The sequence below is a fragment of the Bradyrhizobium sp. th-b2 genome (assembly GCF_000426785.1).
In the GTDB taxonomy this organism is placed as follows: domain Bacteria; phylum Pseudomonadota; class Alphaproteobacteria; order Rhizobiales; family Xanthobacteraceae; genus Bradyrhizobium; species Bradyrhizobium septentrionale.
In genome coordinates, this window is sequence record NZ_AUGA01000022.1 from 104,631 (window position 1) to 130,460 (window position 25,830).

Annotated in this window: 18 protein-coding genes and 1 pseudogene; 9 read left to right on the forward strand and 10 right to left on the reverse strand. The window is 65.5% G+C overall.

From position 1 onward, the window contains the following. Positions 1-112 precede the first annotated feature (112 nt). The 3 genes from rimO to K359_RS0125640 all read left to right on the forward strand — a co-directional run bounded on the left by rimO (position 113) and on the right by K359_RS0125640 (position 4,275). Complete coding sequence (rimO, locus tag K359_RS0125625) at positions 113-1,438, forward strand: 30S ribosomal protein S12 methylthiotransferase RimO (RefSeq protein ID WP_029081870.1); 1,326 nt, start codon at positions 113-115, stop codon at positions 1,436-1,438. 141 nt (positions 1,439-1,579) lie between these two features. Beyond that, a complete protein-coding gene (locus K359_RS0125630; RefSeq protein ID WP_029081871.1) occupies positions 1,580-2,830 on the forward strand; it encodes a tetratricopeptide repeat protein in 1,251 nt (416 codons plus the stop codon). 248 nt (positions 2,831-3,078) lie between these two features. Beyond that, entirely contained in the window at positions 3,079-4,275 is a 1,197-nt protein-coding gene (locus tag K359_RS0125640) for an acetylornithine transaminase (RefSeq protein ID WP_029081872.1), read from the forward strand. A 101-nt stretch (positions 4,276-4,376) separates the two neighbouring features. On the opposite strand, the gene K359_RS0125645 is transcribed toward K359_RS0125640, so the two are convergent. The 3 genes from K359_RS0125645 to pcsA are packed head-to-tail and all read right to left on the reverse strand — an operon-like array spanning position 4,377 to position 6,882. Further along, positions 4,377-5,351 (reverse strand): quinone oxidoreductase, encoded by a 975-nt coding sequence (locus K359_RS0125645; RefSeq protein WP_029081873.1) that lies wholly within the window; start codon positions 5,349-5,351, stop codon positions 4,377-4,379. A 59-nt stretch (positions 5,352-5,410) separates the two neighbouring features. After that, positions 5,411-6,157 (reverse strand): TerC family protein, encoded by a 747-nt coding sequence (locus tag K359_RS0125650; protein ID WP_029081874.1) that lies wholly within the window; start codon positions 6,155-6,157, stop codon positions 5,411-5,413. Beyond that, positions 6,154-6,882, reverse strand: coding sequence for a phosphatidylcholine synthase (gene pcsA, locus K359_RS0125655; RefSeq protein WP_029081875.1), 729 nt, complete (start codon positions 6,880-6,882; stop codon positions 6,154-6,156). Before pcsA ends, K359_RS0125650 begins: the two co-directional genes overlap by 4 nt. A gap of 133 nt (positions 6,883-7,015) precedes the next feature. Between pcsA and K359_RS0125660 the strand changes: the two genes are divergently transcribed. Next, positions 7,016-8,200, forward strand: coding sequence for a UbiH/UbiF family hydroxylase (locus K359_RS0125660; protein ID WP_029081876.1), 1,185 nt, complete (start codon positions 7,016-7,018; stop codon positions 8,198-8,200). Positions 8,201-8,263: 63 nt separating this feature from the next. Here K359_RS0125660 and K359_RS0125665 read toward each other — a convergent pair whose 3' ends face one another. Beyond that, positions 8,264-9,217 carry an AEC family transporter gene (locus tag K359_RS0125665; protein WP_029081877.1) on the reverse strand — a complete coding sequence of 318 codons (954 nt, stop codon included), beginning with the start codon at positions 9,215-9,217 and terminating at the stop codon, positions 8,264-8,266. Between the two features lie 121 nt (positions 9,218-9,338). Here K359_RS0125665 and hspQ point away from each other — a divergent pair, with 121 nt between their 5' ends. Next, positions 9,339-9,671: a heat shock protein HspQ gene (hspQ, locus tag K359_RS0125670; RefSeq protein WP_024584048.1), complete on the forward strand. Its 333-nt coding sequence runs from the start codon at positions 9,339-9,341 to the stop codon at positions 9,669-9,671. Between the two features lie 56 nt (positions 9,672-9,727). Here the strand turns inward: hspQ and K359_RS0125675 are convergent, their stop codons facing one another. Together K359_RS0125675 and K359_RS0125680 are read right to left on the reverse strand one after the other, a co-directional pair. After that, on the reverse strand, positions 9,728-11,002 hold the full coding sequence (locus tag K359_RS0125675; protein ID WP_029081878.1) for an MFS transporter: 1,275 nt from the start codon (positions 11,000-11,002) through the stop codon (positions 9,728-9,730). 371 nt (positions 11,003-11,373) lie between these two features. Continuing rightward, complete coding sequence (locus K359_RS0125680) at positions 11,374-12,207, reverse strand: invasion associated locus B family protein (protein WP_029081879.1); 834 nt, start codon at positions 12,205-12,207, stop codon at positions 11,374-11,376. Between the two features lie 385 nt (positions 12,208-12,592). Here K359_RS0125680 and K359_RS0125690 point away from each other — a divergent pair, with 385 nt between their 5' ends. From K359_RS0125690 to K359_RS0125700, 3 genes are all read left to right on the forward strand, one after another. Beyond that, positions 12,593-14,329 (forward strand): extracellular solute-binding protein, encoded by a 1,737-nt coding sequence (locus tag K359_RS0125690; protein ID WP_165128963.1) that lies wholly within the window; start codon positions 12,593-12,595, stop codon positions 14,327-14,329. A gap of 36 nt (positions 14,330-14,365) precedes the next feature. After that, entirely contained in the window at positions 14,366-15,919 is a 1,554-nt protein-coding gene (locus K359_RS0125695; protein WP_156928665.1) for an AMP-binding protein, read from the forward strand. 105 nt (positions 15,920-16,024) lie between these two features. Continuing rightward, positions 16,025-17,251 (forward strand): hypothetical protein, encoded by a 1,227-nt coding sequence (locus tag K359_RS0125700; protein WP_029081882.1) that lies wholly within the window; start codon positions 16,025-16,027, stop codon positions 17,249-17,251. Here the strand turns inward: K359_RS0125700 and K359_RS61535 are convergent. The 4 genes and pseudogenes from K359_RS61535 to K359_RS0125715 form a co-directional block, all read right to left on the reverse strand. After that, positions 17,204-17,402 (reverse strand): annotated as a pseudogene (locus K359_RS61535) (hypothetical protein); the annotation flags it as partial. The gene K359_RS0125700 and the pseudogene K359_RS61535 sit on opposite strands and share 48 nt — an antisense overlap. A gap of 290 nt (positions 17,403-17,692) precedes the next feature. After that, the gene (locus K359_RS0125705) at positions 17,693-19,171 is read right to left on the reverse strand and encodes a sulfatase (protein ID WP_029081883.1); all 1,479 of its coding nucleotides are present in this window, start codon (positions 19,169-19,171) and stop codon (positions 17,693-17,695) included. Between the two features lie 504 nt (positions 19,172-19,675). After that, on the reverse strand, positions 19,676-23,194 hold the full coding sequence (gene mfd, locus K359_RS0125710; RefSeq protein ID WP_029081884.1) for a transcription-repair coupling factor: 3,519 nt from the start codon (positions 23,192-23,194) through the stop codon (positions 19,676-19,678). After that, the gene (locus K359_RS0125715; protein ID WP_029081885.1) at positions 23,191-23,481 is read right to left on the reverse strand and encodes a succinate dehydrogenase assembly factor 2; all 291 of its coding nucleotides are present in this window, start codon (positions 23,479-23,481) and stop codon (positions 23,191-23,193) included. Before K359_RS0125715 ends, mfd begins: the two co-directional genes overlap by 4 nt. Positions 23,482-23,697: 216 nt before the next feature. Between K359_RS0125715 and recG the strand changes: the two genes are divergently transcribed. Continuing rightward, positions 23,698-25,806 carry an ATP-dependent DNA helicase RecG gene (gene recG, locus K359_RS0125720; protein ID WP_029081886.1) on the forward strand — a complete coding sequence of 703 codons (2,109 nt, stop codon included), beginning with the start codon at positions 23,698-23,700 and terminating at the stop codon, positions 25,804-25,806. Positions 25,807-25,830 lie beyond the last annotated feature (24 nt).

Genomic DNA, 25,830 nt, shown 5'->3' on the forward strand with positions numbered 1-25,830 from the left:
CTTAAGGACCCGGCAAAGCCATCCATAACATGCCGGAAGCCCCTGGAAAGGGTTGTAATTCTCGGCAATTGGGACTAGCTCCTGCCCATCAATCAGGCAGATTTGGGTAGATATGCAAGAGGCGGCCGCGCCGAAAGTGAGCTTTGTGTCCTTGGGGTGCCCCAAGGCGCTGGTCGATTCCGAGCGCATCATCACCCGGCTGCGCGCGGAAGGCTATGAGCTCGCGCGCAAGCATGACGGCGCCGACATCGTCATCGTCAATACCTGCGGCTTCCTCGACAGCGCTAAGCAGGAATCGCTGGCCGCGATCGGCGAGGCCATGGCCGAGAACGGCAAGGTCATCGTCACCGGCTGCATGGGCGCCGAGCCGGAGCAGATCGAGAGCGCCTATCCCGGCGTGCTCTCGATCACGGGGCCGCAGCAATATGAGAGCGTGCTGGACGCCGTGCACCGCGCGCTGCCGCCGGCGCACAATCCGCACCTCGACCTGGTGCCGCCGCAGGGCGTCAAACTGACGCCCCGGCACTACGCGTACTTGAAGATTTCCGAAGGCTGCAACAACCGTTGCAGCTTCTGCATCATCCCGAAGCTGCGCGGCGATTTGGTGTCGCGGCCGGCCAATGACGTGCTGCGCGAGGCCGAGCGGCTGGTGAAGGCCGGCGTCAAGGAATTGCTCGTCATCTCGCAGGACACCTCGGCCTATGGCGTCGACCTGAAATACGCCGAGAGCCCCTGGCAGGATCGCAGCGTCCGCGCCAAGTTCTTCGACCTCGCAAAAGAGCTCGGCGAGCTCGGCGCCTGGGTGCGGCTGCAATATGTCTACCCCTACCCGCATGTCGACGAGGTCATCGGCCTGATGACCGAGGGCAAGGTGCTGCCCTATCTCGACATCCCCTTCCAGCATGCGAGCCCCGACGTGCTGCGCGCCATGAAGCGGCCGGCCGCGCAGGAGAAGACGCTGGCGCGGATCCAGAAATGGCGTGAGCAGTGCCCCGAGCTGACGCTGCGCTCGACCTTCATCGTCGGCTTCCCCGGCGAGACCGATGCCGATTTCGCCTATCTGCTCGACTGGCTCGATGAGGCCGGAATCGACCGCCTCGGCTGCTTCAAATACGAGCCGGTGGCCGGTGCCACATCGAACGCGATCGGCAATGCCGTGCCCGACGAGGTCAAGCAGGAGCGCTGGAATGCGCTGATGGCGCGGCAGCAGAAGATTTCGGCCCGGCGCCTGAAGCGCAAGGTCGGCACCCGCCAGCAGGTGATCATCGACGAGGTCGGCCCGACCGTGGCCAAGGGCCGGTCAAGGGCCGATGCGCCCGAGATCGACGGCGCGGTCTATCTCACCAGCCGCCGGCCGCTCAAGGTTGGCGAGATCGTCACCGCGAAGATCGAGCGCTCTGACCAGTACGACCTGCACGGCAGCGTCGCCGGATTCTAGCTCCAGGCCATTCCTTCAAGACCTCCACGGGTGCCGGGCATCGCCCGTTCGAGTGAACCCGGCGGCAGCCTGGGCTCACAAAGCAGTGGCGGCCATTCGGTCGTACGGAGCCTGGTCTTGCGGCGATCATGGAAGCGACTGTTGGTACGCGGCCGACTGGCGGCCGCCGTCCTGATCTGGCTGGCGCCGGGGCTCGCCGCCACGGCTGCTCTCGCCGAGCCTCAGCCATCATCCGAAGCCACCGCACAGGCCTGGTGCTTCGGCAACAAAGATCCCGCACAGCGCATCGGGGGCTGCAGCTTCCTCCTCGCCCTGCGCAAGTTGCGGGAGAAGCAGCGCGCCGGCGCCTCCCTCAACCGCGGCGGCGCCTTTCTCGAAAGCAACGATCTCGACCGCGCGATCGCCGACTTCACGGACGTGATCAAGTACGAGCCGATGCGCGCGAAGGGGCTGGCCAACCGCGGCGAGGCTTATCGCCGCAAGGGCGATGTCGCTGCGGCGATCGCCGATCTCGATCGGGCCATCGCGCTCGATCCCAGGGATGCGATCGCATACTACAACCGCGGCATCGCCCACAGCGACCGTGGCGAACCTGATCTCGCCATCGCCGACTACAACGAAGCAATCAGCCTCAGCCCGAAGGATGCCTGGTACTACAACAATCGCGGCAACTCCTACATCGACGCCAAACAACCGGACCGCGCGCTGGCCGACTATGATCGCGCCATCCGTCTCGATCCGAAATTCGCGCTCGCCTATTTCAATCGCGGCAATGCCTATCGCGGCCGCGACGATCTCGAACACGCGCTGGCCGACTACGACACGTCGCTCCGGCTCGATCCCCGCTATGCGCCGGCTTACGGCAACCGCGCCCGGCTGTTTCGCGATCGTGGCGATATCGATCGGGCACTGGCCGATCTCGATCAATCGCTGCGGCTCGATCCGGCCGGCTACCGCGACTATTACGCGCGTGGCAATTTGCATCTTGGACGGCAGGATTACCCGCGCGCATTCGACGATTTCAGCAACGCGATCAAGTTCAATGCGAAATACGCGGCAGCACTCAACGCGCGTTGCCTGACGCGCGTGATCCTGGGCCAGGCGCAGCAGGCGCTCGCGGATTGCGAGCAGTCGCTGCAATGGAAGCCGGACGATCCCTACACGCTCGACAGCCGAGGAATCTGCCGCATGAAGCTCGGCGAGCTTGACGCCGCGATCGCCGATTTCGATGCGGCGCTGAAGATCAACCCGAAACTGCCGAGCTCTCTCTATGGCCGCGGCGTCGCACGGCGCAAGAAGGGCGACGCCGACGCGGCACAGGCCGACATCGCGGCCGCCCAGGCAATTCAAGCCAAGATCGCCAGGGAATTCGCGCCCTACGGCGTCGAGTGACGCGCTGTCGGCGCTTGACATCGCCTGCCCTCCCGCTGTATGGCCCTGCGCCATGAAGCTGAACCGGACCCACCGCCAGGCCATCCGCCGTCGTCGCACCCGCGACGATGATGGGCTGCGCCATGTCCGACGCCAGCGCTGATTAGCTAGATCAGCCAAGGTTTTCGAGAAGGCCGCGCCCCCAAAGCGCGGCCTTCTCGCTTTTCGGCCTGCCCTTAATCCCCACACCGACCCCAGAGGAGATCGACATGACCAACGCCACGCATCCGTTCGACGCGCTGATGGAAATCACCGCCCGCCCTGAAGTCGTGTTCGTGCGCGGCGCCGGCTCGTATTTGTGGGACCACAACCGCAACCGCTTTCTCGATTTCGTGCAGGGCTGGGCGGTGAATCCCCTCGGCCACTCGCCGACCATCGTTGCCGATGCGCTCGCCGCGCAGGCCAGGCGGCTGCTGACGCCGAGCCCGGCGTTCTACAACGAGCAGAGCCTGAAGCTGGCGAAGATGCTGGTCGACAAGAGCTGCTTCGACCAGGTGTTCTTCGCCAATTCCGGCGCCGAGGCCAATGAAGGCGCAATCAAGCTCGCGCGCAAATACGGTGCCAAGTACAAGAACGGCGCGCACGAGATCATCACCTTCGAGGGCGGCTTCCACGGCCGCACGCTCGCGACCATGTCGGCCTCGGGCAAGAAGGCGTTCGAGCCGCTGTTCGAGCCGAAGGTCTCGGGTTTCCGCAAAGCCAAGCTGAACGACATCGAGTCGGTGCGGCAGCTGATCACGTCGTCCACGGTTGCGGTCATGCTCGAACCGATCCAGGGCGAAGCCGGCGTGTGGCCCGCGACGGATCAGTTTCTCAGGGATTTGCGGGCGCTCACCCAGCAGCGCGGGCTGCTGTTGATCGTCGACGAGATCCAGACCGGCATGGGCCGGACCGGAAAGCTGTTCGGTTACGAGCATGCCGGGATCACGCCTGACATCATGACGCTCGGCAAGGGCATCGGCGGCGGCGTGCCGCTGGCGGCGCTGCTCGCGACCGAGCATGCCTCGTGTTTCGATCATGGCGATCAGGGCGGCACCTTCAACGGCAATCCGCTGATGTGCGCCGCCGGCCTTGTCGTGCTCGATCAGGTCGGCCAGCCCGATTTCCTGAAATCGGTTGTTGACGCCGGCCTGCTGCTCGAGCGCGAATTGCAGCGGCTGTCGGCGCGGCACGGGCTCGGCGACATCAGGGGCCGTGGCCTCCTGCTCGCGCTCGATCTCAAGATGCCGATCGGCGCGGCCGTCGTCGCCGAGGCGTTTGCCGCCAGCGTGCTGATCAACTCGCCGCAGCCGGACACGCTGCGCTTCATGCCGGCGCTCAACGTCACGCGGGAGGAGATTCTTGCGATGACCGACTGCCTGGATACGGTGCTGACGAAGGTGGGCGCGGCACGACGGGTGGCTTAACAGCCACTACGCTCGTCATTGCGAGGAGCGAAGCGACGAAGCAATCCATATATCCCCGAGTGGAGACATGGATTGCTTCGCTACGCTCGCAATGACGAAAACTACGGCCGCAGGATCGCCGCGCCCGTGGTCGCCCGGCTCTCCAGCTCGATATGCGCCTTCGCGGCATCCTTCAGCGCATAGGCGTGATTGATCGGCACGTGCAGCTTGCCGTTGATGACGGCCGCGAACAGCGTGTCGGCGCCTTCGAGCAGTTCCTTGCGGGTGCCGACATAATCGTTGAGCTTGGGCCGCGTCGCGAACAGCGAGCCGTGGTTGTTGAGCTCCGCGAGCGCGAACGGCGGCACCGGACCGGAGGCATTGCCGAACGAGACGAACAGGCCGCGCGGCCTGAGGCAGGCCAGCGATCCCGGGAAGGTGGTCTTGCCGACGCCGTCATAGACGACGTCGCAGAGCTCGCCGCGGCTGATCTGCTTGACGCGTTCGACGAAATTTTCCTCGTTGTAGAGGATGACGTGGTCACAGCCATTGGCGAGCGCGATGTCGGCCTTCGCCTTGGAGCCGACGGTACCGATAACATTGGCGCCGAGCGCGTGCGCCCACTGGCAGGCCAGCAGGCCGATGCCGCCGGCCGCGGCGTGGATCAGCACCCGATGGCCCTGCTCGACCTTGAAGGTCTTGTGCAGCAGATACCAGACCGTGAGCCCCTTGAGCATCAGCACGGCGCCCTGCTCGTACGTAATGTGGTCGGGCAGCTTGACGAGCTTGTCCGCCGGGATGACGCGCTCGGAGGCATAGCCGCCGAGGTTGTAGTAATAGGCGACGCGGTCGCCGACATGGAAATTGGTCACCCCGGGGCCGACCGCCAAAACCTCGCCCGCGGCCTCGTTGCCGGCGATGAACGGCAGGCCCGGCGCCTTGTAGAGGCCGGTGCGGAAATAGACGTCGATGAAGTTCAGCCCGACCGCGTGCTGGCGGATCCGGACTTCGCCCGTCCCCGGCGGGCCGACCTCGACGTCCTCATAGGTCAGGACTTCCGGGCCCCCCACCTTGTGCACGCGCACAGCCTTGGTCATGTCGGTCGCTCCCCTCAGATATCAGCGTCACGCGAGCGAATGCCATCGGCGCCGGCTTGTCAACCAAGCGGCCCGGAACCCTGGCGCGCCGCCTTCCTGCGGTTGCGCTTGGCCAGCACGTTGAACATCTCGACCGCGACCGAGAATACGATCGCGAAATAGATGTAGCCGCGAGGAATGTGGAATTGGAAGCCGTCGGCCACCAGCGCCACGCCGATCAGCACCAGGAACGCCAGCGCCAGCATCTTGGTGGTCGGGTGCTGCGCGACGAACCGCGCCACCGGCCCGGACGAGATGTACATGATGGCGCAGGCGATCACGACCGCCGCGATCATGATCTCGATATCCTGCGCCATGCCGATCGCGGTGATGATCGAATCCAGCGAGAACACCAGGTCGATGATGATGATCTGCACGATCACCCAGAAGAACGCGCTGGCGCTCGGCTTGTCGTCGGCCTCCGCCTCGCGCGCCTCGACCTCGCCATGGATCTCGTGGGTCGCCTTGGCGATCAGGAACAGGCCGCCGCCGATCAGGATGATATCGCGCCACGACAGCGCGACGTCCTTGATGGTGATCACCGGCTGCGTCAGCCCGATCAGCCAGACCAGGATGCTGAGCAGCAGGATGCGGAACACCAGCGCCAGGATCAGGCCGATCTGCCGCGCGCGCTTGGCCTGCGCGGGCGGGATCCGCGACACGATCACCGACAGGAAGATGACGTTGTCGATGCCGAGCACGATCTCGAGCGCAGTCAAGGTCAACAGCGCAGCCCAGGCTTCCGGGCTGGTGATCAATTGCATCATGCTCTGAAGGCTTTCATCCGGCGGATCACGGTATCGCTGCCGACGATGTAGACGGCAATGGCGCAGAGACCGAAGGTGATCGGGGCTCCGACCACGAAATCGTTGGCGAGCGTGTACGCGCCGAGCAGCGCCCAGGCGCCGAGCAGCCACAGCGTCAGCCAGCGCAGCCGCACCACGCGGAGCGGGTGCAGCACATGGAACGGGGCAAAGGTCAGCGCGATCAGCGCCGCGACCACGATCGTCGACAGCACCGGCGGCAAATGCAGCAGGAACAGATAGAACGCCGCCGCATTCCACAGCGCCGGGAAGCCACGGAAATGGTTATCGTCGGCCTTCATGCGGCGGTCGGCGAAATACAGCGCGCTCGACACCACGATGCCGATGCCGAGGATCGGCGCGGCCAGCGGCAGCAGCAGGCCGCTCGCGGTGATCGCGTAGGCCGGCACGAACACATAGGTGACGAAATCAACCACCAGGTCGAGCACCTCTCCCGACCAGTTCGGCTGCAGCCGCACCACGTCGAACCGGCGCGCCAGCGGGCCGTCGATCCCGTCGATGATCAGCGCGATCCCGAGCCAGGCGAACATGTTGGCCCAGTGCTCGCGCACGGCTTCCAGCATCGCCAACAGCGCGACCCCGGCGCCGAGCGCCGTGAAAATATGAACGGAGAATGCGGCGGTCCGCATCCGCTCTCGCAACGCATCCCCCTCGCTGGTGTGGTCCATCGGCCGAAGTGCTATCAGGAATCGGCCCGCTTTGCATATGCAGTCTTGCGGCGTTCCGCCGCGCAAACCGTTGGAAACTTTTGGTGGTTACCGATGGCTTGAAAATCGGGCCAACCATGTCAATTGTCCTGATATGACCGACAGCACGCAGGATTATGACGTTATCGTAATAGGCGGCGGTCCGGCCGGATTGACGGCCGCGATCGCCTTGGCGGATACCGGCGCGCGGACCGCGCTCCTGGCCCGCCGCGTGCCCTATGCCGACAACCGGACCACCGCGCTGCTCGGCGCCTCGACCGAGATCCTGGACCGGCTCGACGTCTGGCGGCGCTGCAGCGACAAGGCGGCGGCGCTCAAGACCATGCGCCTCGTCGACGACACCGGCCGGCTGATCCGCGCGCCCGAGGTGCGCTTCACCTCCGAGGAGATCGGCCGCGAGCAGTTCGGCTTCAACATCGACAATCGCTCGCTGGTCGCAGCGCTCGAGGACCGCGCCAGCGAGATGGCCGCGCTGACGCGGTTCGACGACGAGGCCGCCTCGGTGCAGCCGGATGGTGGCGCGGTCGCCGTGGTGACGCGGCAGGGTCAGGCGCTTCGGGCCCGGCTCGTGGTCGGCGCCGACGGGCGCAATTCATTGTCCCGCGAGGCCGCCGGCATCGAGGTGGTCAGCCGCGAGCTCGGACAATCCGCCCTCACCTTCAACATCACCCATAGTCGGCCGCACCGGAACATCTCGACCGAGTTTCACACCGAGCACGGCCCCTGCGTGTTTGTGCCGCTTGCCGGCAACAGGAGCAGCGTGGTCTGGGTCTCGGCGCCCAGGGAGGCCGAACGGCTGATGGCGCTCGGCGACAGCGAATTGTCCGATGCGGCCGAGCGGCAGTCGCATTCGATCCTCGGCCGCGTCGAGGTCCAGCCCGGCCGACACGTGTTTCCGCTCGCCATTGAACGGCCCCGGCAATTTGCCAAAGACCGTGTTGCGCTGGTCGGGGAATCTGCGCATGTGCTGCCGCCGATCGGCGCGCAGGGTCTCAATATGGGACTGCGCGACGCCGCCGATATCGCCGAGATCACCGGTCAGGCGATCGCGCGGGGCGAAGATCCCGGCGCGCCAAATGTGCTGTCGCGCTATCAGGCGGCGCGGCGCCCTGACGTCGCCAGCCGGATCTGGGCGATCGACATCGCCAACCGGTCGCTGCTGAGCGATTTCCTCGGTGTGCAGACGGCCCGCGCTGCCGGCCTGCATCTGATCGGCGCATTCGGTCCGCTGCGACGGCTCGCGATGCGCGAAGGCCTCGCGCCGTCATGGCGGCGCTGACCAAAGCGTTTTCAAGCGAAGTGGCTACCGGTTCGCGTTAAGAAAACGCGTCAAACAAGAGTCTTAAGGAAACACCAGCCGTCCGCTCTGGATGAACCACATCACGCTGGTCAGCGTGACCACCGAGGCGAAGGTGCCGATCAAGACCGCGACCGACGCCGGCTCGATCCAGGTGTCGTTCTGCCGTGCGATCACAAAGACATTGAGCGCCGGCGGCAGCGAGGCCATCAGCACCGCGGTCGCAGCCCAGGGCTGCGCGAACGGGCCGAACAGCAGCATCAGCCCGAATGCCAGCAAGGGGTGGATCAGGAGCTTGATCGCAACCACGCCGGGCACCTCCCACGGCACCCGCTCGAACGGCCGCAGCGCCACGGTGATGCCAAGCACGAACAGCGCCGTTGGTGCCGCGGCGTTTTCCAGGAACTGGATGGTCCGGTCGAGCGCGACTGGCAGCGGAATATGGAATGCGGCGACCAGCGCTCCGAACACGGCCGACATGATCAGCGGGTTCTGCACGATCTGCCGCAGCACCACGCCGAAGGCGTGCAGCAGCGAGGGATGGTCGCGGTCGGTGAGCTCGATCAGGAGCGGCACGATCGAGAACAGGAAGATGCTGTCGCAGCAGAAGATCAGCGCGGTCGGCGCCGCCGCCTTGGTGCCGAGCACGGCGAGCGCGAGGCCAGGGCCCATATAGCCGATATTGCCGTAAGCGCCCGACAGGCCCGCGAGCGTCGCCTCGCGCAGCGAGAGCCCTCCGATCAGCTTGCCTGCGACCATCGCCAGGAAGAACGCGGTCACGGTTCCGAGCGTGGTGGCGATCAGGAATGGCGGGTTGTTCAGCTCCGCGAACGGGGTCTTGGACATGATCCCGAACAGCAGCGCTGGCAACGAAACGTAAAGCAGGAAGAAATTCATCCAGGCGAGCCCGCTCTCGGGCAAACCCTTGGCTTTGCCGCACGCGTAACCGATGAAGATCAAGCCGAAATACGGCAGCGCCAGATTGAGGATATCGATCATTCTGAAAGTAGTTTCTCGGCCAGATTCTGGGTCGTTTTTGCAGGGCTGGAATCGGTAAACCCCGGGTTAATTCGCCGCCATGCCCCTAGCATCGGCCACAATGTTGGTCTATCGACGAACCATGATCAAAGCGCGCACCGCCAAGTTTCAGATCGGGCAGATCGTCCGTCACCGGGTGTTCTCCTTCCGGGGCGTGATTTTTGATATCGACCCGGAGTTCAACAACACCGAGGAATGGTGGCTGTCGATCCCCGAGGATATGCGTCCCCACAAGGACCAGCCGTTCTACCACCTGCTCGCGGAGAACTCGGAGACCGAGTACGTCGCCTATGTGTCCGAGCAGAACCTCTTGCCCGACGATTCCGGCGAGCCGATCCGGCATTCGCAGGTGGCTGAGATCTTCGTGAAGGACAAGTCGGGCGGCTACCGTCCGCGCAATCCGTCGCTGAACTGACGCCCGCTTTCCGTCCGGCGAATGCCGCAGCTTGCGCGCGGCCATGTCTCGCATCCTCATACCGCTTCCCGCCTGGCCAGCGCTACCGCGATCGCCCAGACCGCAAAGCCCGCCAGCGCCAGTCCCGCGCCGACGAGGCCGGTCGACGTCCAGCCATAGCCGGCGGCAACCGCCATTCCGCCGAGCCACGGCCCCAGCGCGTTGGCGACGTTGAAGGCGGAATGGTTGAGCGCCGCAGCGAGGCTCTGCGCCTCGCCTGCGACATCCATCAGCCGGGTCTGCAGCACAGTCGCAAGCGCGCCGCCCAGTCCGATCAGGAACACGTCGGCGCTCAGCGTCCAGAAATTGCCTGCCGCCAGCGGATACAGCGCCAGCGTCGCCGCCGACCACAGCAGGAGCCCGCCGGCCGTGGCCATCAGCGCGCGGTCGGCGAAGCGCGGCACGATGATGTTGCCGGCGGTGAGGCCGGCGCCGAACACGCACAGCGTGACCGGGACCAGCGCGGGCGATGTGTGCGTCACCGCCAGCATGGTCGATGCCAGATAGGTGTAGACCGAGAACAGCCCCCCGAAACCAATCGCGCCGATCCCAAGCGTCAGCCAGACATGCTTGCGCCCCAGCGCCGAGAGTTCGCGCAGCGGGCTTGCGTTGCCGTTGGCGGCGTCGCGTGGGGCGAAGATCAGGACCAGGATCGCGGTGAGCAGCGCGAGACCGGCAACGATCGCGAATGCCCAGCGCCAGCCGATCGCCTGCCCGACCCCGTTGGCGAGCGGAACGCCGATCGTCGTCGCAATGGTGAGGCCGAGCAGCACGCGGCCGACGGCCGCCGTGCGCTTGTCCGTCGGGACCAGCGATGCCGCGACCAGCATGGCGATCCCGAAATAGGCGCCATGCGGCAGCCCGGCGAGGAAGCGCAGCGCCAGCATCGTGTGGTAGTCGGGCGCGAGCCCCGAGAGGCCGTTCATCAGCGCGAAGAAGCCCATCAGCGCTATCAGCAGCGTCCGCCGGCTCATGCGCGCCGACAGCACCGCGATGACGGGCGCACCCACGACGACGCCGAGCGCATAGGCGCTGATCGCGTGACCGGCTTGGGGTTCGCTGATGTGCAGATCATGTGCGAAGAACGGCAGCAGGCTCATGGTCGCGAATTCGGCGATGCCGATCGCGAACCCGCCCATCGCCAGCGCGAGATGGACGATGCCGGGATGAAATGCGCTCGGGACATTGTCCTGGTTGACGCGGACACCAGCATCCGCCGCAGCACGGCCGGTTGGCTGCTGCGAAGGCCGGGAGACCGGCTCGCGCCGCTGCGTGTTGACTTGGTGGGACATTGAGCGACTTCCATGACTGCGAACGACGGATGTCCGATCGTCTCGCGTCATCACTTGTCCGCAGGCAGCCAGGGTTCGCGGAACCTCACGCGCGTGCTCGCGCGTCGAAGGCGCGCTGTCCGCGCTTTCGTCTGGCCTCCCGTATCGGATTTATGATTGTGCTTCGACGCCGGAATTGTCCGGACAAGACACCAACGATGCGCGCTCGCAGCTCGGCGCAATCGAAGTGCCTGCAACGAACATCGCACACGATGTGCACGACAACCAGCGCCGCAGGCTGCCATCAGCCAGTCGGTATCGCATGACAAAAAAGGCGCCCTTCCGGGCGCCTTTTGCTGGTCTCGCGTTGTTTTGAACGCTTGACAGTATTTTTACTTGGAAGCCGGGTTGGCCGGAGCCGGCGTCGCGCCGCCACCGCCCGCACCTTCCAGCTTCTTGCGCTGCTCTTCGGCACGCTTCTGCAACTCTTCCTGCAGCTTCTTCGAGTTTTCCTCGAACACCTTCGGATCGGTCGGCGGGCCGTCATAGGCCTTGGCGAATTCGGTGTTGAGCGGCAGCGGCAGCGTCAGCGGCGCGCCGTTCGAATTGATCGCCTGGACCACGAGGTTCTGGCCCTTTTTCATGTTGGCGATCAGCTCGGGCGTTGCTTCATAGTCGGACATGCAGCCGTTCTGGAAGCAGATCACATAGGGCGCCTGCTGCGGCGGGTTGCCGTCGACGATGATGCGGGTCCCGTGAACGAGCTGCATGCCGAGCGGCAGCGTGACGCGCAGGATCTTCTTCGGCTCGCCTTCCGGCTCGATGATCACGGCGGCGATCACGGGCTGGCCGGACTCGATGCGGCCGTCCTTGCCGGTGAAGCACACCTGCTTGGCGTTGGCTTCCTGGCCCTTCAGGCAGAACTTGGTCCAGGGCGCGTAGATCAGCTGGATCTGCTGGTCCTGGGGCGGCTGCTGGGCGGCCACAGCGGGCGGCTGGCCAGCGGCCGGTGCCTGGGCCGGCGCCTGGGCTGCCGGAGCCTTCGGAGCTGCCTTTGGTGCCGCCTTGGGCGCTGCCTTCGGTGCCGTAGGCGCGGGCGCCGGCGCTGCGGGCTGCTGGGCCTGAGCGGCAGGAACCAGGAGCGCTGCAGACAGAGCCGTCGCCGCCATCAGGGCGACAATTCGCCCATGCGGCCGGACCGGGGCGGCCAAGATACGGAAATTCATTGCGGAAAACCCTTTCTGAACGGCAGCGCCCGAAACCGCTGCAGGCGCCGACACATAGCCGTTTGGGCGGCTGTCTCCTAGTCAATTGAGGCGGATACGTGACTGGCGTTCCCGCCCATCCAATTGCACGCCTTCAATACAGCGGCGCACGGAAAGATCAATGCCGACAACCGCATTTGCGCGCTTGTCACGGCGGGTTTCAGCAGCCTGTGATAAACCTTGGGGCGTGACGTTTCGCGAATCAAAAACGGCGCCTCACAGACGCGTTCCCGGGCGTGTGGGGCACGCCCCGTCGGCCGCACTCTGGCTCGCCTCGGCTTTCGTCCTGGCATTCCTGACGACCGGGCTTGCCCCTGCGCCAGCCGCCGAGAGCCACGCGATCGCGATGCATGGCGCCCCGGCGCTGCCGCCGGACTTCACCCATCTGCCCTATGCCAATCCCGACGCCCCCAAGGGCGGCCGGCTGGTGCTGAGCCCCCGGGACGGCACCTTCGACAGCCTCAACCCGCTGATCGTCAGGGGTCTCGCTGTGCAGCAGCTCCGGGGCTACGCCTATGAGCGCGGCTACGTCTACGAAAGCCTGATGGTGCGGAACAATGACGAGCCGTTCACCCTGTACGGCCTGCTCGCCCGCAGCGTCGAGACCGACGACAACAGGAGCTACGTCACCTTCCATATCGATTCGCGCGCGCGCTTCTCGGACGGGCAACCGGTCACCGCCGACGATGTGGTGTTCTCGCTGACGCTGCTCCGCGATCACGGCCGTCCGCTGCATCACCAGTATTACTCGAAAGTCGCAAAGGCCGAAGTGCTCGACCCGCTCACGGTGCGATTCGATTTCGGCGGCGTCTCGGATCGCGAATTGCCGCTGATCCTCGGCCTGATGCCGATCCTGCCGCGCCATGCCACCGACGTCGCCAAATTTGAGGAGACGACATTCGCGCCGCCGATCGGCTCCGGCCCCTACCGCGTGACGGCGGTCAGGCCCGGCGCCGGCGTGACCTTCACCCGCAATCCCGACTATTGGGGGCGCGAGCTGCCGGTCAACCGCGGCATGTGGAATTTCGACGAGATCCGGCTCGATTACTACCGCGACGCCAACAGCCAGTTCGAGGCGTTCAAGCGCGGCCTCTATGACTTCCGCACCGAGCCCGAACCGCTGCGCTGGCACGACGGCTACGACTTCCCGGCGGTGAAGAAGGGCGAAGTGCTCCGCGATACCATCAAGATCGGTACGCCGCGGCCATCCGAATATCTGGTGTTCAACAGCCGGCGGCCGAAATTTGCCGACGCCAGAGTGCGTCAGGCCCTGGCGCTGCTGTTCGACTTCGAATGGGTCAATCGCAACTATTATTTCGAGCTCTATTCGCGCGCGGGCGGCTACTTTGCCGGATCGGAATTGTCAGCCTATGAGCGCCCCGCCGACGCGCGCGAGCGCGAGCTCCTGAAGCCGTATGCGTCGCATATCCAGCCTGACATCCTCGATGGCCGCTACCGCCTGCCGGTCACGGACGGTTCAGGACGCGACCGCAATGTTCTCCGCAATGCGCTCGCGCTGCTATCCGACGCGGGCTACGCGCTCGACGGCACGGTGTTGAAGCAGCGCTCGACCGGGACGCCGCTCCAGATCGAGATCCTGGTCACGACCCGCGAGCACGAGCGGATCGCCCTCGCCTACCAGCGCGACCTCAAGCGCGCCGGCATCGACGCCGCGGTGCGGGTGGTCGACGCCGTGCAGTTCGAGCAGCGCAGGGTCGCCTACGATTTCGACATGATCCCCATCCGCTGGGACCAGTCGCTGTCGCCGGGCAACGAGCAGTGGTTCTACTGGGGCAGCCAGGCCGCCGACGTGCCGGGCACGAGAAACTACATGGGCGTCAAGGATCCGGCGATCGACGCCATGATCGAGGCGCTGCTGGCGGCGCGGGAGCAGCCGGCCTTCGTCTCGGCGGTGCGTGCGCTGGACCGGGCCTTGATGTCGGGCTTCTACGCTATCCCCCTATTTAACTCGGGAGAGCAATGGATCGCGCGCTGGAATCGGATAGAACGGCCTTCGACCACGGCGTTGACCGGCTACCTGCCGGAGACCTGGTGGGAGAGGCCCAGCGCGCAACCCAAGTGATGTCACGTGACGTGATGCGATACCACCCGACGCGGCATGACCTGGTCCGATCGAAGCGATGCAACCGACGTTGAACCCGTGAACCAGTCGATCACCTCGCCAACGCTCGATACCCTGTTCAAGCGCACCTTGGCGCGGCAGCCCGACGCGTTGGCGCTGGTCGACCCGCTCAACAAGCAGCGCATCACCGGACAGACCCGCAAGCGCCTGACCTATGCCCAGGCCGACCGCGCGATCTCGGCGATCGCAGCCCACTTCGTCGAGAACGGATTGCCGGCCAACACCGTGATCGCAGTCCAGATGCCTTCCACGGTCGAGTTCGCCCTGACGGTGCTGGCCGCCTATCGGGTCGGCCTCGTGGTGGTGCCGCTGCCGCTGTTGTGGCGGCAGGCCGAGCTGATATCCGCTCTCAACCGCACCGCGGCGCGGGCAATCGTCACCTGCGGCAGGATCGACGGCGTCTCCTATGCCGACATCGCGATGAACGCCGCGGCGGAGGCCTTCTCGATCCGCCATGTCTGCGGCTTCGGCACCGATCTGCCCGAAGGCATGGCGTCGCTCGATCAGGCGATCCTGCAGGACTCCCGGACCTCGCGGCCGATGCTCCAGGATGGCCGCAAGCCGGCGCTGATCTCCTTCGACGTCACCAGCGAAGGCCCTCGTCCGGTGCCGCGCGCCCATTTCGGCCTGATCGCCGGCGGGCTCGCGATGTCGCTGGAGAGCGACCTGGCGCAGGGCGCCACCATCATGTCGGCGTTTGCGCCGATGTCGTTTGCCGGCGTCTGCTCGTCGCTGGTGGCCTGGCTCGTGTCGGGCGGCACGCTCGTGCTGCATCACCCGTTCGACGATGAGGCGTTCGAGACCCAGTTCAACGACCACGGCTGCGACACGCTGATCGCGCCTGCGCAACTCGCGCTGCGGCTCGACGAGCGCGGCTTGTCGGAGCGCCTGCCCACCCTGCGCAACGTGATCGGGCTCTGGCGCACGCCGGAACAGGTTGCCTCCAGCGCGCACTGGACCTCGCGGCGCGTGACCATGACCGACGTCTACCTGTTCGGCGAGGCCGGGCTGTTCGGCGCCCGCCGCACCGCCGAGGACGGCTCGCCGGCCCAGATCAAGCCCGGTCCGCACAGCGCGCCGCGTGAAGCTCCCGGCGCATCGATCGCCGGCGAGATCCTGCTGACGCCGAAGGGCACGCTCGGCCTGCGCGGCCCGATGGTGCCGGTCGCGGCCTATGCGCCGCCGCCTCCGCCGGGCGACACCCTGATCGCGCCGCCGCCGCGCGATTATGTCGATACGGAATATGCCGCGCGGGTCGATCGCGTGACCGGCGCCATCAACATCACTGCCCCGCCGTCGGGGGTGATGACGGTCGGCGGCTACCGCTTCCTTGCGCAGGAGCTGCAGGAATGGTCGCGCCGCCTCGGCCAGGGCGCGCTGCTGACGGCGCTGCCCGACCGCCTCAGCGGCCACCGGCTCGCAGGACGTGCGCAGGACAATGCACGAGCCCGCGACGCGCTCGCAGAACTTGGCCTTAACCCCTTGATGGTCGAGGCATTTCGCGACCGCGGCGGCGCTGGACTGGGTTAAAATCTTATCATTGCGTTAGTCTTATCATTGTGTTGACGCCGCATTAAGCCATGCGAACTAGCATCGAAGCCGTTGCTGAACTCTGCATTGGTTTCGAGCGTTCGAATGTCCCAACAAGGTCCGGTCCTGATCGTATCGGCGGCAGCCAGGCCGCCGTTTGCCGCGGTCCTCGATGAGACCAAGCTGTTCCCGGTCGTGGTCACCGACTGGAGCGACGCCGGACGGGCCATCGAGCAGGTCAAGCCGGCAGCGATCATCGCGGCCGCCGAGGGCGTCGATTTCGTCACCCTGTCCGGCCTCGCCAGGCGCGCCGCCGCCCGCGCGCCTTATCTGCCGCTGATCGCGGTCGATCCCGCGACCACCCTGCCCGACACCGCGATCGCATTCTTCCAGAAGCCGGGCCTGCCGGATCGCCTGACCGCCCGGCTCAACGCCAGCCTGCGCGTACGCGCGCTGCATGCGACGGTGATGCGCCGCCTGGTTCCGCCGACCCCGGTCGCACTCACGGATATCGATCCGGTCGGGGAAGCCACTGCGCTGTTGATCGGCCGCGGCGGCGCATATCCGACGCTGTCGGTTGCGCTCGGCGAACGCGCCGGCGTGGTCGGGGCGCTCAGCATTGAGGCCGCCGCCAAGCATCTCAGCAACCGCGATATCGATGGCATCGTGCTGGCCGAAGGCTTTACACCGCGCGTGATGGATGCCTTCCTGACTGTCTTGACCGAGGACGTCCGCTTTCGTCCGCTGCCTGTGATCGTCGCCTCGGCCGAGCTTACGCCGCGCTACGAACTGCCTAATCTCGAGATCGTCACGGCCGGGCCGACGCGCGTCGCCGACATGGTGTTGCCGATGATCCGGCAGCACGCCTTCGAGGCGCGGCTCGGCCGCATGCTGCGCGCGATCGACGCCAAGGGCCTGATCGACGCCCGCACCGGCCTGCTCACCAAGGCCGCGTTCGAGCGCGATTTTGCGACCGCCGTCTACCAGACCGCCGACCGCGGCGGAGCGCTTTCGGTGGCGCGGTTCACCTTCGACAACGCGCAGCCCCGCGCGCAACTCGACGGCGCGCGGATCATCAGCCGGCTGATGCGTCAGACCGATTTCGGCGCGGTGCATGACGACCGCTCGATCGTGGTGGCGTTCGCCGGCACCGATCTGCGCAACGCGCAGGCGATCACGCGGCGGCTGGCGAGCGTGATGCGTCACACCCAGAACGGCCGCCGCGACGTCAGATCCGAGCCGGATGTCAGCGTCGCAACGCTGTTGCCGACCGATTCCGCGATGTCACTGCTCGGGCGTCTGTTCGGGACGCCGGAGCGGGCGGCGTCGTAGAGCGAGGACTTCATTAGCGCGCAGCCAAACGCGGATTGATGCGAGCTTGATGTACGCCAGATAGTTGGCGGCGCGCTTGTCGTGTCGGGTCCGCAACATGCCGACATTGCTTAATCTGGTTGAAGAACCGTTCGATGCGACTTGTTCGGCGAGCATCGGTTTAATGGTGGTCCATCCGCAATCGCTGAGTTTGTAGCATATGATTCGAGGCTCCAGCTTCAGGGATTGAATCACGTCTCGCGGCGCGCCCGTAACGCCCATGGCGTGTCGCTAGACTAATGCTTTGAATTTACTTCCGCTTTCGCAGAACGGCGGACATGACCGGATTCGCTACTGCCTCGACTCGGTCGCGAATGACCCGAAACGGACATCGCATTTCCAGGCGGAGATCGACCATCGTGCGGTCGGCGCGACGGCCGCGCAGATCTTCCAAATCATTGATTACTTCGTGGGGGCACTTGTCGGAGGAGGCGTTGGCACCGGGTTAGTGACGCCATAGTGGTCAGCAACGAAGTTGCCAGTGTGGGTAAAAGACGCCGGCCGCGACCGTTCTGGTAGCATCGTTGCGTTCCACCCCTCCCAGTCACCTTTCAGCCGTTCGAAGACGTCTTTCTCCCGGTCCTTGAGATTGGCCCGCTCACGCGGGTCTCTCACCACATCGAAGAGAAACTCGTTTCCCGCTATCCGCAGATATTTCCGGTCGCCGTCGCGGATGGCGCGCTGCGATCCCGCCTTATAGCGCCAACACAACTTCCGGGGATGCGGCCCCGCGCTGCCAATCAAAACTTGTCCGAGGTCCTCACCGTCGGATGGATAAGCCGCGTCCGGCGACGTGCCGACGGCAGCAAGCAAGGTCGGCATCCAGTCCATCGTTATCATGACCTGTTCGCACACCACTCCGGGCAGGATCCGGCCGGGCCAGCGCACAATGGCCGGAACGCGAATGCCACCTTCGAGGAGTTCATGTTTCATGCCGGAGAATGGCCAAACGTTAGAGAAACGTTCACCGCCGTTGTCGCTGGTGAGGATGACAATGGTGTTGCTAGATAGACCGCTCGCTTCGAGCGCCTGCAGCACACGGCCTATATTGGTGTCCAGACTTTGCACCATCGCGGCGTAGGTCTTCTGCGAGCCGCCGTCGCGGTCAAGAATGTTCCTGATCCGCTTCGACTCTGCCTCGTCATCCGGCCCTTCCCATGGCCAATGCGGCGCGGTGAAATGCAGACTCAGCAGAAACGGCTCTTTTGACTTGGCGTAGCCTTCAACAGTTTGCACGGCTCGATCGCCGAGTAGATTCGTCATGTAACCGTGACGCTCAACCGGCACTTCCTGCTCGTAGAGTTGATGCGCAAGTCCGGGGATCGGTAACACGTAGGCTCGGGAAGCCTCCGCTCCATGATTGAAATAATCGGCGCAGCAGCCGAGTATCCCGAAGAACTGGTCATAGCCGCTCTTCAGCGGACTGAAATCCGGCAGATCGCCAAGGTGCCATTTTCCGACTAGCGTCGTGCCATATCCCGCCTTCTTCAGTAGTGACGGCAAGGTGGGATGGTTTGGCGCCAGGCCGATTTCTTTGGGAGTTAAAGGAGTAAGGGGCTCTTCGAGCCCAAGCGGCAAGCGAGCTTGATAGCGCCCCGTGATCAACGCCGTGCGCGTCGAAGAGCAGTCAGGCGAATTGGAGTACGCTTGCGTGAATTTCAATCCCTCGGTTGCAAGCCGATCTATGTTCGGTGTCGTATAATCTCGCTGACCGTAGCAGCTCAAATCCGCGTAGCCGAGGTCATCCGCCAGGATGAAGACGATGTTCGGCTTTGTCGATTGAGCGCTCGCGGGACGACCGCGGCCTATTCCAGCGAGCGCCAACGAACTAGCGGCAGTTGTTTGAACAAATCGACGACGGGAAATCCCGCTCTGCACCATGGGTGAGATCTCCTCTGACCGTCAAAATATGCGCAAGGGCATCGCTTCCGGAACGTCCGCACACTACGCGCAATTGTGTGGGGCAAGCATGCACAATCGGCAGTCGCAGAGCGACGATTAGCCGCCTCGGAGAAGATGAACTCAAAGCCCGGTCGGTCGACTAAATCATTCGACGCGAGTGCCGGGCTCGGCTCATCTCCGAGTTTGGCCCATTGCGTCATTTAGCTGCCCTGCAGAATTTGGTCGCTAAGGGTGCACAGCGGACCTTGGCAAGCCGTCCGCCTTGGCAGGCCCTGGATTCACGGCCTAGCTGCAAACGGTTTGCTTCTAGGCGAGAGCCTTGCCCAGCGGTCATCGGCTGACAGCGAAAGTCCCGCACCGCAATGGCACTAGCGAGCTCGAACCTTCGCGTCGTCCACCATGTTGCCTGCGTCTGCTGTTCAGTTCACTTCTGCGTCCGGTCTTGGCGCGCTTCGCTCGGCAGTGACGCGGATTGGTCGTGGCCTACGCCGCCTTCTTGCTCTCCGCGAGATTGGCGAGTTGGCGCAGGATCTCGGTGGTGCCGGCGAGCCGCTCTTCCGGCGTATCCCATTCCTGGAAGAACACCACCTTCATGTCGGGCCGCACCTTGGCGGCCTGGCCGTGCTGACGGATGAACGACACCAGCCGCTCCGGATGCGCAAAGCTGTTGTCGCGGAACGCGATCACCGCGCCCTTCGGGCCGGCGTCGACCTTCCCGACATTGGCCCTGCGGCAATAGGCCTTGATCGCCGCGACCTTGAAGAGATAGCGGACCTCGTCGGGCAGCACGCCGAAGCGATCGCGCATCTCGGCGGCGAAATTGTCGATCTCCTCGTCGGTCTCGAGATCGGCGAGCCGGCGATAGAGCGAGAGCCGCACGCTGAGATCGTTGACATAGTCCTCGGGGATCAGGACCGGCATGCCGATCGTGATCTGCGGCGACCAGCGGTCGGCGGCGGGCTCGGCGACGCCGGCCTTGAGGTTGACGATCGCTTCCTCCAGCATCGACTGGTACAGCTCGAAGCCGACTTCCTTGATGTGGCCGGATTGCTCCTCGCCCAGCAAATTGCCGGCGCCGCGGATGTCGAGGTCGTGCGAGGCGAGCTGGAAGCCGGCGCCCAACGTCTCAAGCGACTGCAGCACCTTGAGCCGACGCTCGGCCTGCGCCGTGATCTTCTGCTGCGCCGGCAAGGTGAACAGCGCATAGGCGCGCAGCTTGGAGCGGCCGACGCGGCCGCGCAGCTGGTAGAGCTGGGCCAGGCCGAACATGTCGGCGCGGTGCACGATCAGCGTGTTGGCGTTCGGAATATCGAGACCGGACTCGACGATCGTGGTCGAGAGCAGGACGTCGTATTTGCCGTCGTAGAACGCCGACATGATGTCCTCAATCACGGTCGGCGGCATCTGGCCGTGGGCGACCGCGACCTTCATCTCCGGCACGTTCTTGTCGAGGAAATCCTTGACGCCGGCGAGGTCCTCGATCCGCGGCACGACATAGAACGCCTGGCCGCCGCGATAACGCTCGCGCAGCAGCGCCTCGCGAATCATCAACGGATCGTGCGGCGCGACGAAGGTTCGCACCGCCAGGCGATCGACCGGCGGCGAGGCAATGATCGAGAGCTCGCGCACGCCCGTCAAAGCCAATTGAAGGGTGCGCGGGATCGGGGTCGCCGACAGCGTCAGCACGTGCACCTGGGCGCGCAGCTGCTTCAGCCGCTCCTTGTGGCTGACGCCGAAATGCTGCTCCTCGTCGACGATCAGAAGACCCAGATCCTTGAACTTGATGGCCTTGCCGAGCAGCGCGTGGGTGCCGACCACGATGTCGACCTGGCCGTCGGTGAGCCCCTTCTTGACCTGGTTCAACTCCTTGGTCGACACCAGCCGCGACGCCTGCGCGATGTTGACCGGGAAGCCGCGGAAACGCTCGGTGAAGGTGCGCGAGTGCTGGCGCGCCAACAGCGTGGTCGGCACCACGACCGCAACCTGCTTGCCCTCCAGCGCCACGGCGAATGCCGCGCGCAATGCCACCTCGGTCTTGCCGAAACCGACGTCGCCGCAGATCAGCCGGTCCATCGGACGGCCGATCTCGAGGTCCTTCAGGGTCGAGGTGATGGCCCCTAACTGATCCTCGGTCTCTTCGTATGGGAAGCGCGCGCAGAACTCGTCATAAACATGCGGCTGCAGCGGGAATTTCGGCGCCTCGTGCAGCTGGCGCTCAGCGGCGATCTTGATCAATTCGCCCGCGATCTCGCGGATGCGGTTCTTCAGCTTCGCCTTGCGCGCCTGCCAGCCGCCGCCGCCGAGGCGATCAAGCTCGACATTGGCGCTGTCGGAGCCGTAGCGCGACAGCAGCTCGATGTTCTCGACCGGCAGGAACAGCTTTGTCTCCGCCGCATAGTGCAGCTCGAGACAGTCATGCGGCGCGCCGGAGACCTCCAGCGTCTGCAGCCCGACGAAGCGGCCGATGCCGTGCTCGACATGCACGACGAGATCGCCGGTCGCCAGGCTCGTCACCTCCGAGATGAAATTGTCGAGCTTGCGGCTCGCCTTGCGCGGCCGCACCAGACGGTCGCCGAGAATGTCCTGCTCGCTGATGACGGCGAATTCATCGGTCTCGAAGCCGGACTCCATGCCGACCACGGCCAGCATGGTCTCGTTGCGCGGCGTCGCCTGCACGACCCGCCAGGTGTTGACGCTGGTGGTGTTGAGCAGCTTGTGGTCGCGCAGCATCGCGCCCATGCGGTCGCGCGAGCCTTCGCTCCACAGCGCGACGATGACCTTCTTGCGCTGCGACTGCAACGCGCCGATGTGACCGACCACGGCTTCGAACACGTTGACGTTGCCGTCGGTGCGCTCCGGCGCGAAATTGCGGCCCTGCCGCGCGCCGGCGTCGAACATGTCGGGCGAGCCTTCGGGCACCGCGAACGGCGTCAGCCGCGCCAGCGGCGCGTCACCGAGCAGTTTTGTCCATTCGGCCTCGGTCAGATAGAGCTGGTCCGGCGGCAGCGGCTTGTAGATCGCGCCGCTGCCCGGATGCTCCAGCGCCTCGCGCCGCGCCTCGTAATAGTCGGCGATTTGCGTGAAGCGCTCGCGCGCGGCGTCCTCGGCCTGCGGCTCGATCGCGATTGCGGCGCCGTCGAGATAGTCGAACAGCGTGTCCATCCGCTCCTGGAACAGGGGCAGCCAGTGCTCCATGCCGGGATGGCGGCGTCCTTCCGAGACCGCTTCATAGAGCTGATCGTCGCGCTCCGGCGCCCCGAACGCCGCGACATAGCCCATGCGGAAGCGGCGGATGGTTTCGGTGGTGAGCTGGAATTCCGAGACCGGCACGAGGTCGAGCCCGCGCATGTCGAGCAGCGTGCGCTGGGTCTCGGCATCGAAGGTGCGGATCGATTCCAGGCTGTCGCCGAAGAAGTCGAATCGAACAGGCTGGTCGAGGCCGGCCGGAAACAAATCGAGGATGCCGCCGCGCACGGCGTATTCGCCGGGTTCGCGCACCGTGGACGAGCGGGTGTAGCCATTGTGCTCGAGCCAGGCCACGACCGAATCCATCGGCACCACATTGCCGGGCGCGACCGACAGCGCTTGGGCTGCGACCAGCCCGCGCGCCGGCACCCGCTGCACAGCCGCGTTCACGGTGGTCAGCACGATCAGCGGCTTGTCGCTGCCCACCAGCCGCGACAGTTTTGCCAGCGCAGTCAGACGTTGCGCCAGAATGCCGGAATGCGGCGAGACGCGGTCATAGGGCTGGCAGTCCCAGGCCGGAACCTGCATCACGGCGATGTCGGGCGCGAAGAATTCCAGCGCGCGGGCGAGCTGTTGCATCCGCGCGCCGTCGCGGCACACCACGGCGAGGCTGACCGCCGGCCGCTTCGGTTGCGCGGCGATGGCGCGCGCCAGATCCGAGATGACGAGCCCCTCGGCGCCCTCGGCGACATTGGCGATGGTCAGCACCCGGCCAGGCGCGAGCATCGCGGCCGGAGATTTCATCGGCTGTTTCATGCGCCGTGATCCGCCACCCGGAACGCCTTGATGCGGGCAAACAGCGCGGTCGCGTATTCGACCGGCAGCACCTTGTCGCCGGTCAGCGCCGCATAGAGGTCGGGATCCGGCACCTCGATCAGGTGCTCGAGCTCGCCGAGCTCCTGATCGGACAGATCGGCAATGGTCGCGTCGGCAAAGCGGCCGAGGATCAGGTCCATCTCCCGGGTGCCGCGATGCCAGCAGCGAAACAAAAGCCGCTTGCGGCGATCATCGAGCCCGTTGCTTGATCGTGTCGATCCCGTCATGTCCCAAAATCCATCGAACGCCAAAAGCCCGGACGTGCCGGGCGGGCCCTGATATAGCGACGGCGATGGCCGATGTCAGCCCTCTTTAGCGGCTCTTTGGGGTGCTTATGGCGCATGCCGTCATTGCCCGGGCTTGACCCGGCAATCCATCCTCTTGTGAAGATGGATGCGCGGGTCAAGCCCGCGCATGACGTGAGTCGTGTGTAAAGGACACCGATGCGCCCCAGCCTGCTCAATCCGCTGTTTGCCCAGGTCACGACCCTGCAAGGGGTCGGCCCGAAGCAGGACAAGCTGCTGCGTTATCTGCTCGACCGCAGCGAGACGCCGCGGCTGGTCGATCTCCTGCTGCATCTGCCGGCGAGCGTGATCGATCGCCGCGCCCGGCCGAAGATCCGCGACGCCGCGGTCGGAACCATGGTGACGCTGGAGGTCACCGTCGACCGCCATCGCCCGCCGCCGCCGCGCAATTCGCGCGCGCCCTACCTCGTCTATGCCAGCGACGACACCGGCGACGTCGTCCTGACCTTCTTCCGCGCCCAGCCCGGCTATGTCGAGAAGCTGCTGCCGGTCGGCGAGAAGCGCTACGTCTCCGGCACGCTGGCGATGTATGACGGCATCCCGCAGATCGTGCATCCCGATCGCGTGGTCGATGAAGCCGGCTTTGCAAAACTGTCTGGTATCGACCCTGTCTATCCGCTGACCGAGGGGCTTGCGATCGGCTCGCTCCGCCGCGCCATCGCGCAGGCGCTGACCAAGCTGCCGGATCTGCCGGAATGGATCAGCCCCGAAGTGCTGCGCCGCTGCAACTTCCCGCCGATCCGGGAGGCGCTGACCCGCGTCCATGTTCCGGTCGAGCTGACCGACATCCTGCCCGACGGCCCGTTCTGGTCGCGGCTCGCCTTCGACGAACTGCTCGCCGGTCAGCTCGCGCTGGCGCTGATCCGCGCGACGTTGCGCCGTCCCGCCGGCGTCCGCAATGCCGGCGACGGCCATCTGCGCAAGAAGATCATCGATGCCCTGCCCTATGCGCTGACCAAATCGCAGCAGGAGGCGGTGGCCGCGATCATCGCAGACCTGCAACAGCCGGTGCGGATGTTGCGGCTCGTGCAGGGCGATGTCGGTTCCGGCAAGACCGTGGTGGCGCTGCTTGCCGCCGCAGCGGTCGCGGAAGCCGGCAAGCAGGCCGCGCTGATGGCGCCGACCGAAATTCTGGCGCGCCAGCACATCAAGACCATCGCGCCGCTCGCCGAACGCGCCGGCATGCGGGTTGCGATCCTCACCGGCCGCGAGAAAGGCAAGGAGCGCCGCGAGCTCCTAGAGCGGCTGGAGGCCGGCGAGATCGATCTCCTGGTCGGCACGCATGCGCTGATCCAGGACGATGTGATCTACAAGGCGCTGGCGCTCGCCGTGGTCGACGAGCAGCATCGTTTTGGCGTGCGCGAGCGGCTTGCGCTGACCTCCAAGGGCGAGGCCGTCGACGTGCTGGTGCTGAGCGCGACCCCGATCCCGCGCACGCTGGTGCTGACATATTTTGGCGACATGGACGTCTCGGAGCTGCGCGAAAAGCCGGCCGGACGCCAGCCGATCGACACCCGCGCGGTGCCGATGAGCCGGATCGAGGATGTGATGGACGGCGTCGGCCGCGCGCTCGATGCGGGCAAGCTGGTCTACTGGATCTGCCCGCTGGTCGATGAATCGGAGGCCGAAGGTACCGAGCACCTCACCAACGCGACCGAGCGGTTCGAGAGCTTGCAAAAGCGGTTCGGCGATCGCGTCGGCCTCGTGCACGGCCAGATGAAGGGCACCGAGAAGGATCGCGTGATGGCGCAATTCGCCGCGCACGAGATCGGCCTCCTGGTCGCAACGACCGTCGTCGAGGTCGGCGTCGACGTGCCGGCCGCGACCATCATGGTGATCGAGAACGCCGAGCGTTTTGGTCTGGCGCAACTGCATCAGCTGCGCGGCCGCATCGGCCGCGGCTCGGAGGCCTCGACCTGCCTGTTGCTCTACAAGGAGCCGCTCGGCGAGATGTCGAAGGCGCGGCTGAAAGTGATCCGCGAGACCACCGACGGATTCCGGATCGCCGAGGAGGATCTGAAGCTGCGCGGCGAAGGCGACGTGCTCGGGATCCGCCAGAGCGGCCTGCCCGGCTACCGCATTGCGCGCTCCGAGGTGCACGGCCAGCTGATCACCCAGGCCCGCGACGAGGCGCTGCGGATCATGAAGGACAATCCGAAGCTGAAGGGCGAGCGCGGCGAGGCGCTGCGCGCCCTGCTCTATCTCTACGAACGCGACGAGACCGTGCCGCTGATCGGCGCGGGATGAAGCTCCTCGCAATGACGTCGAAAG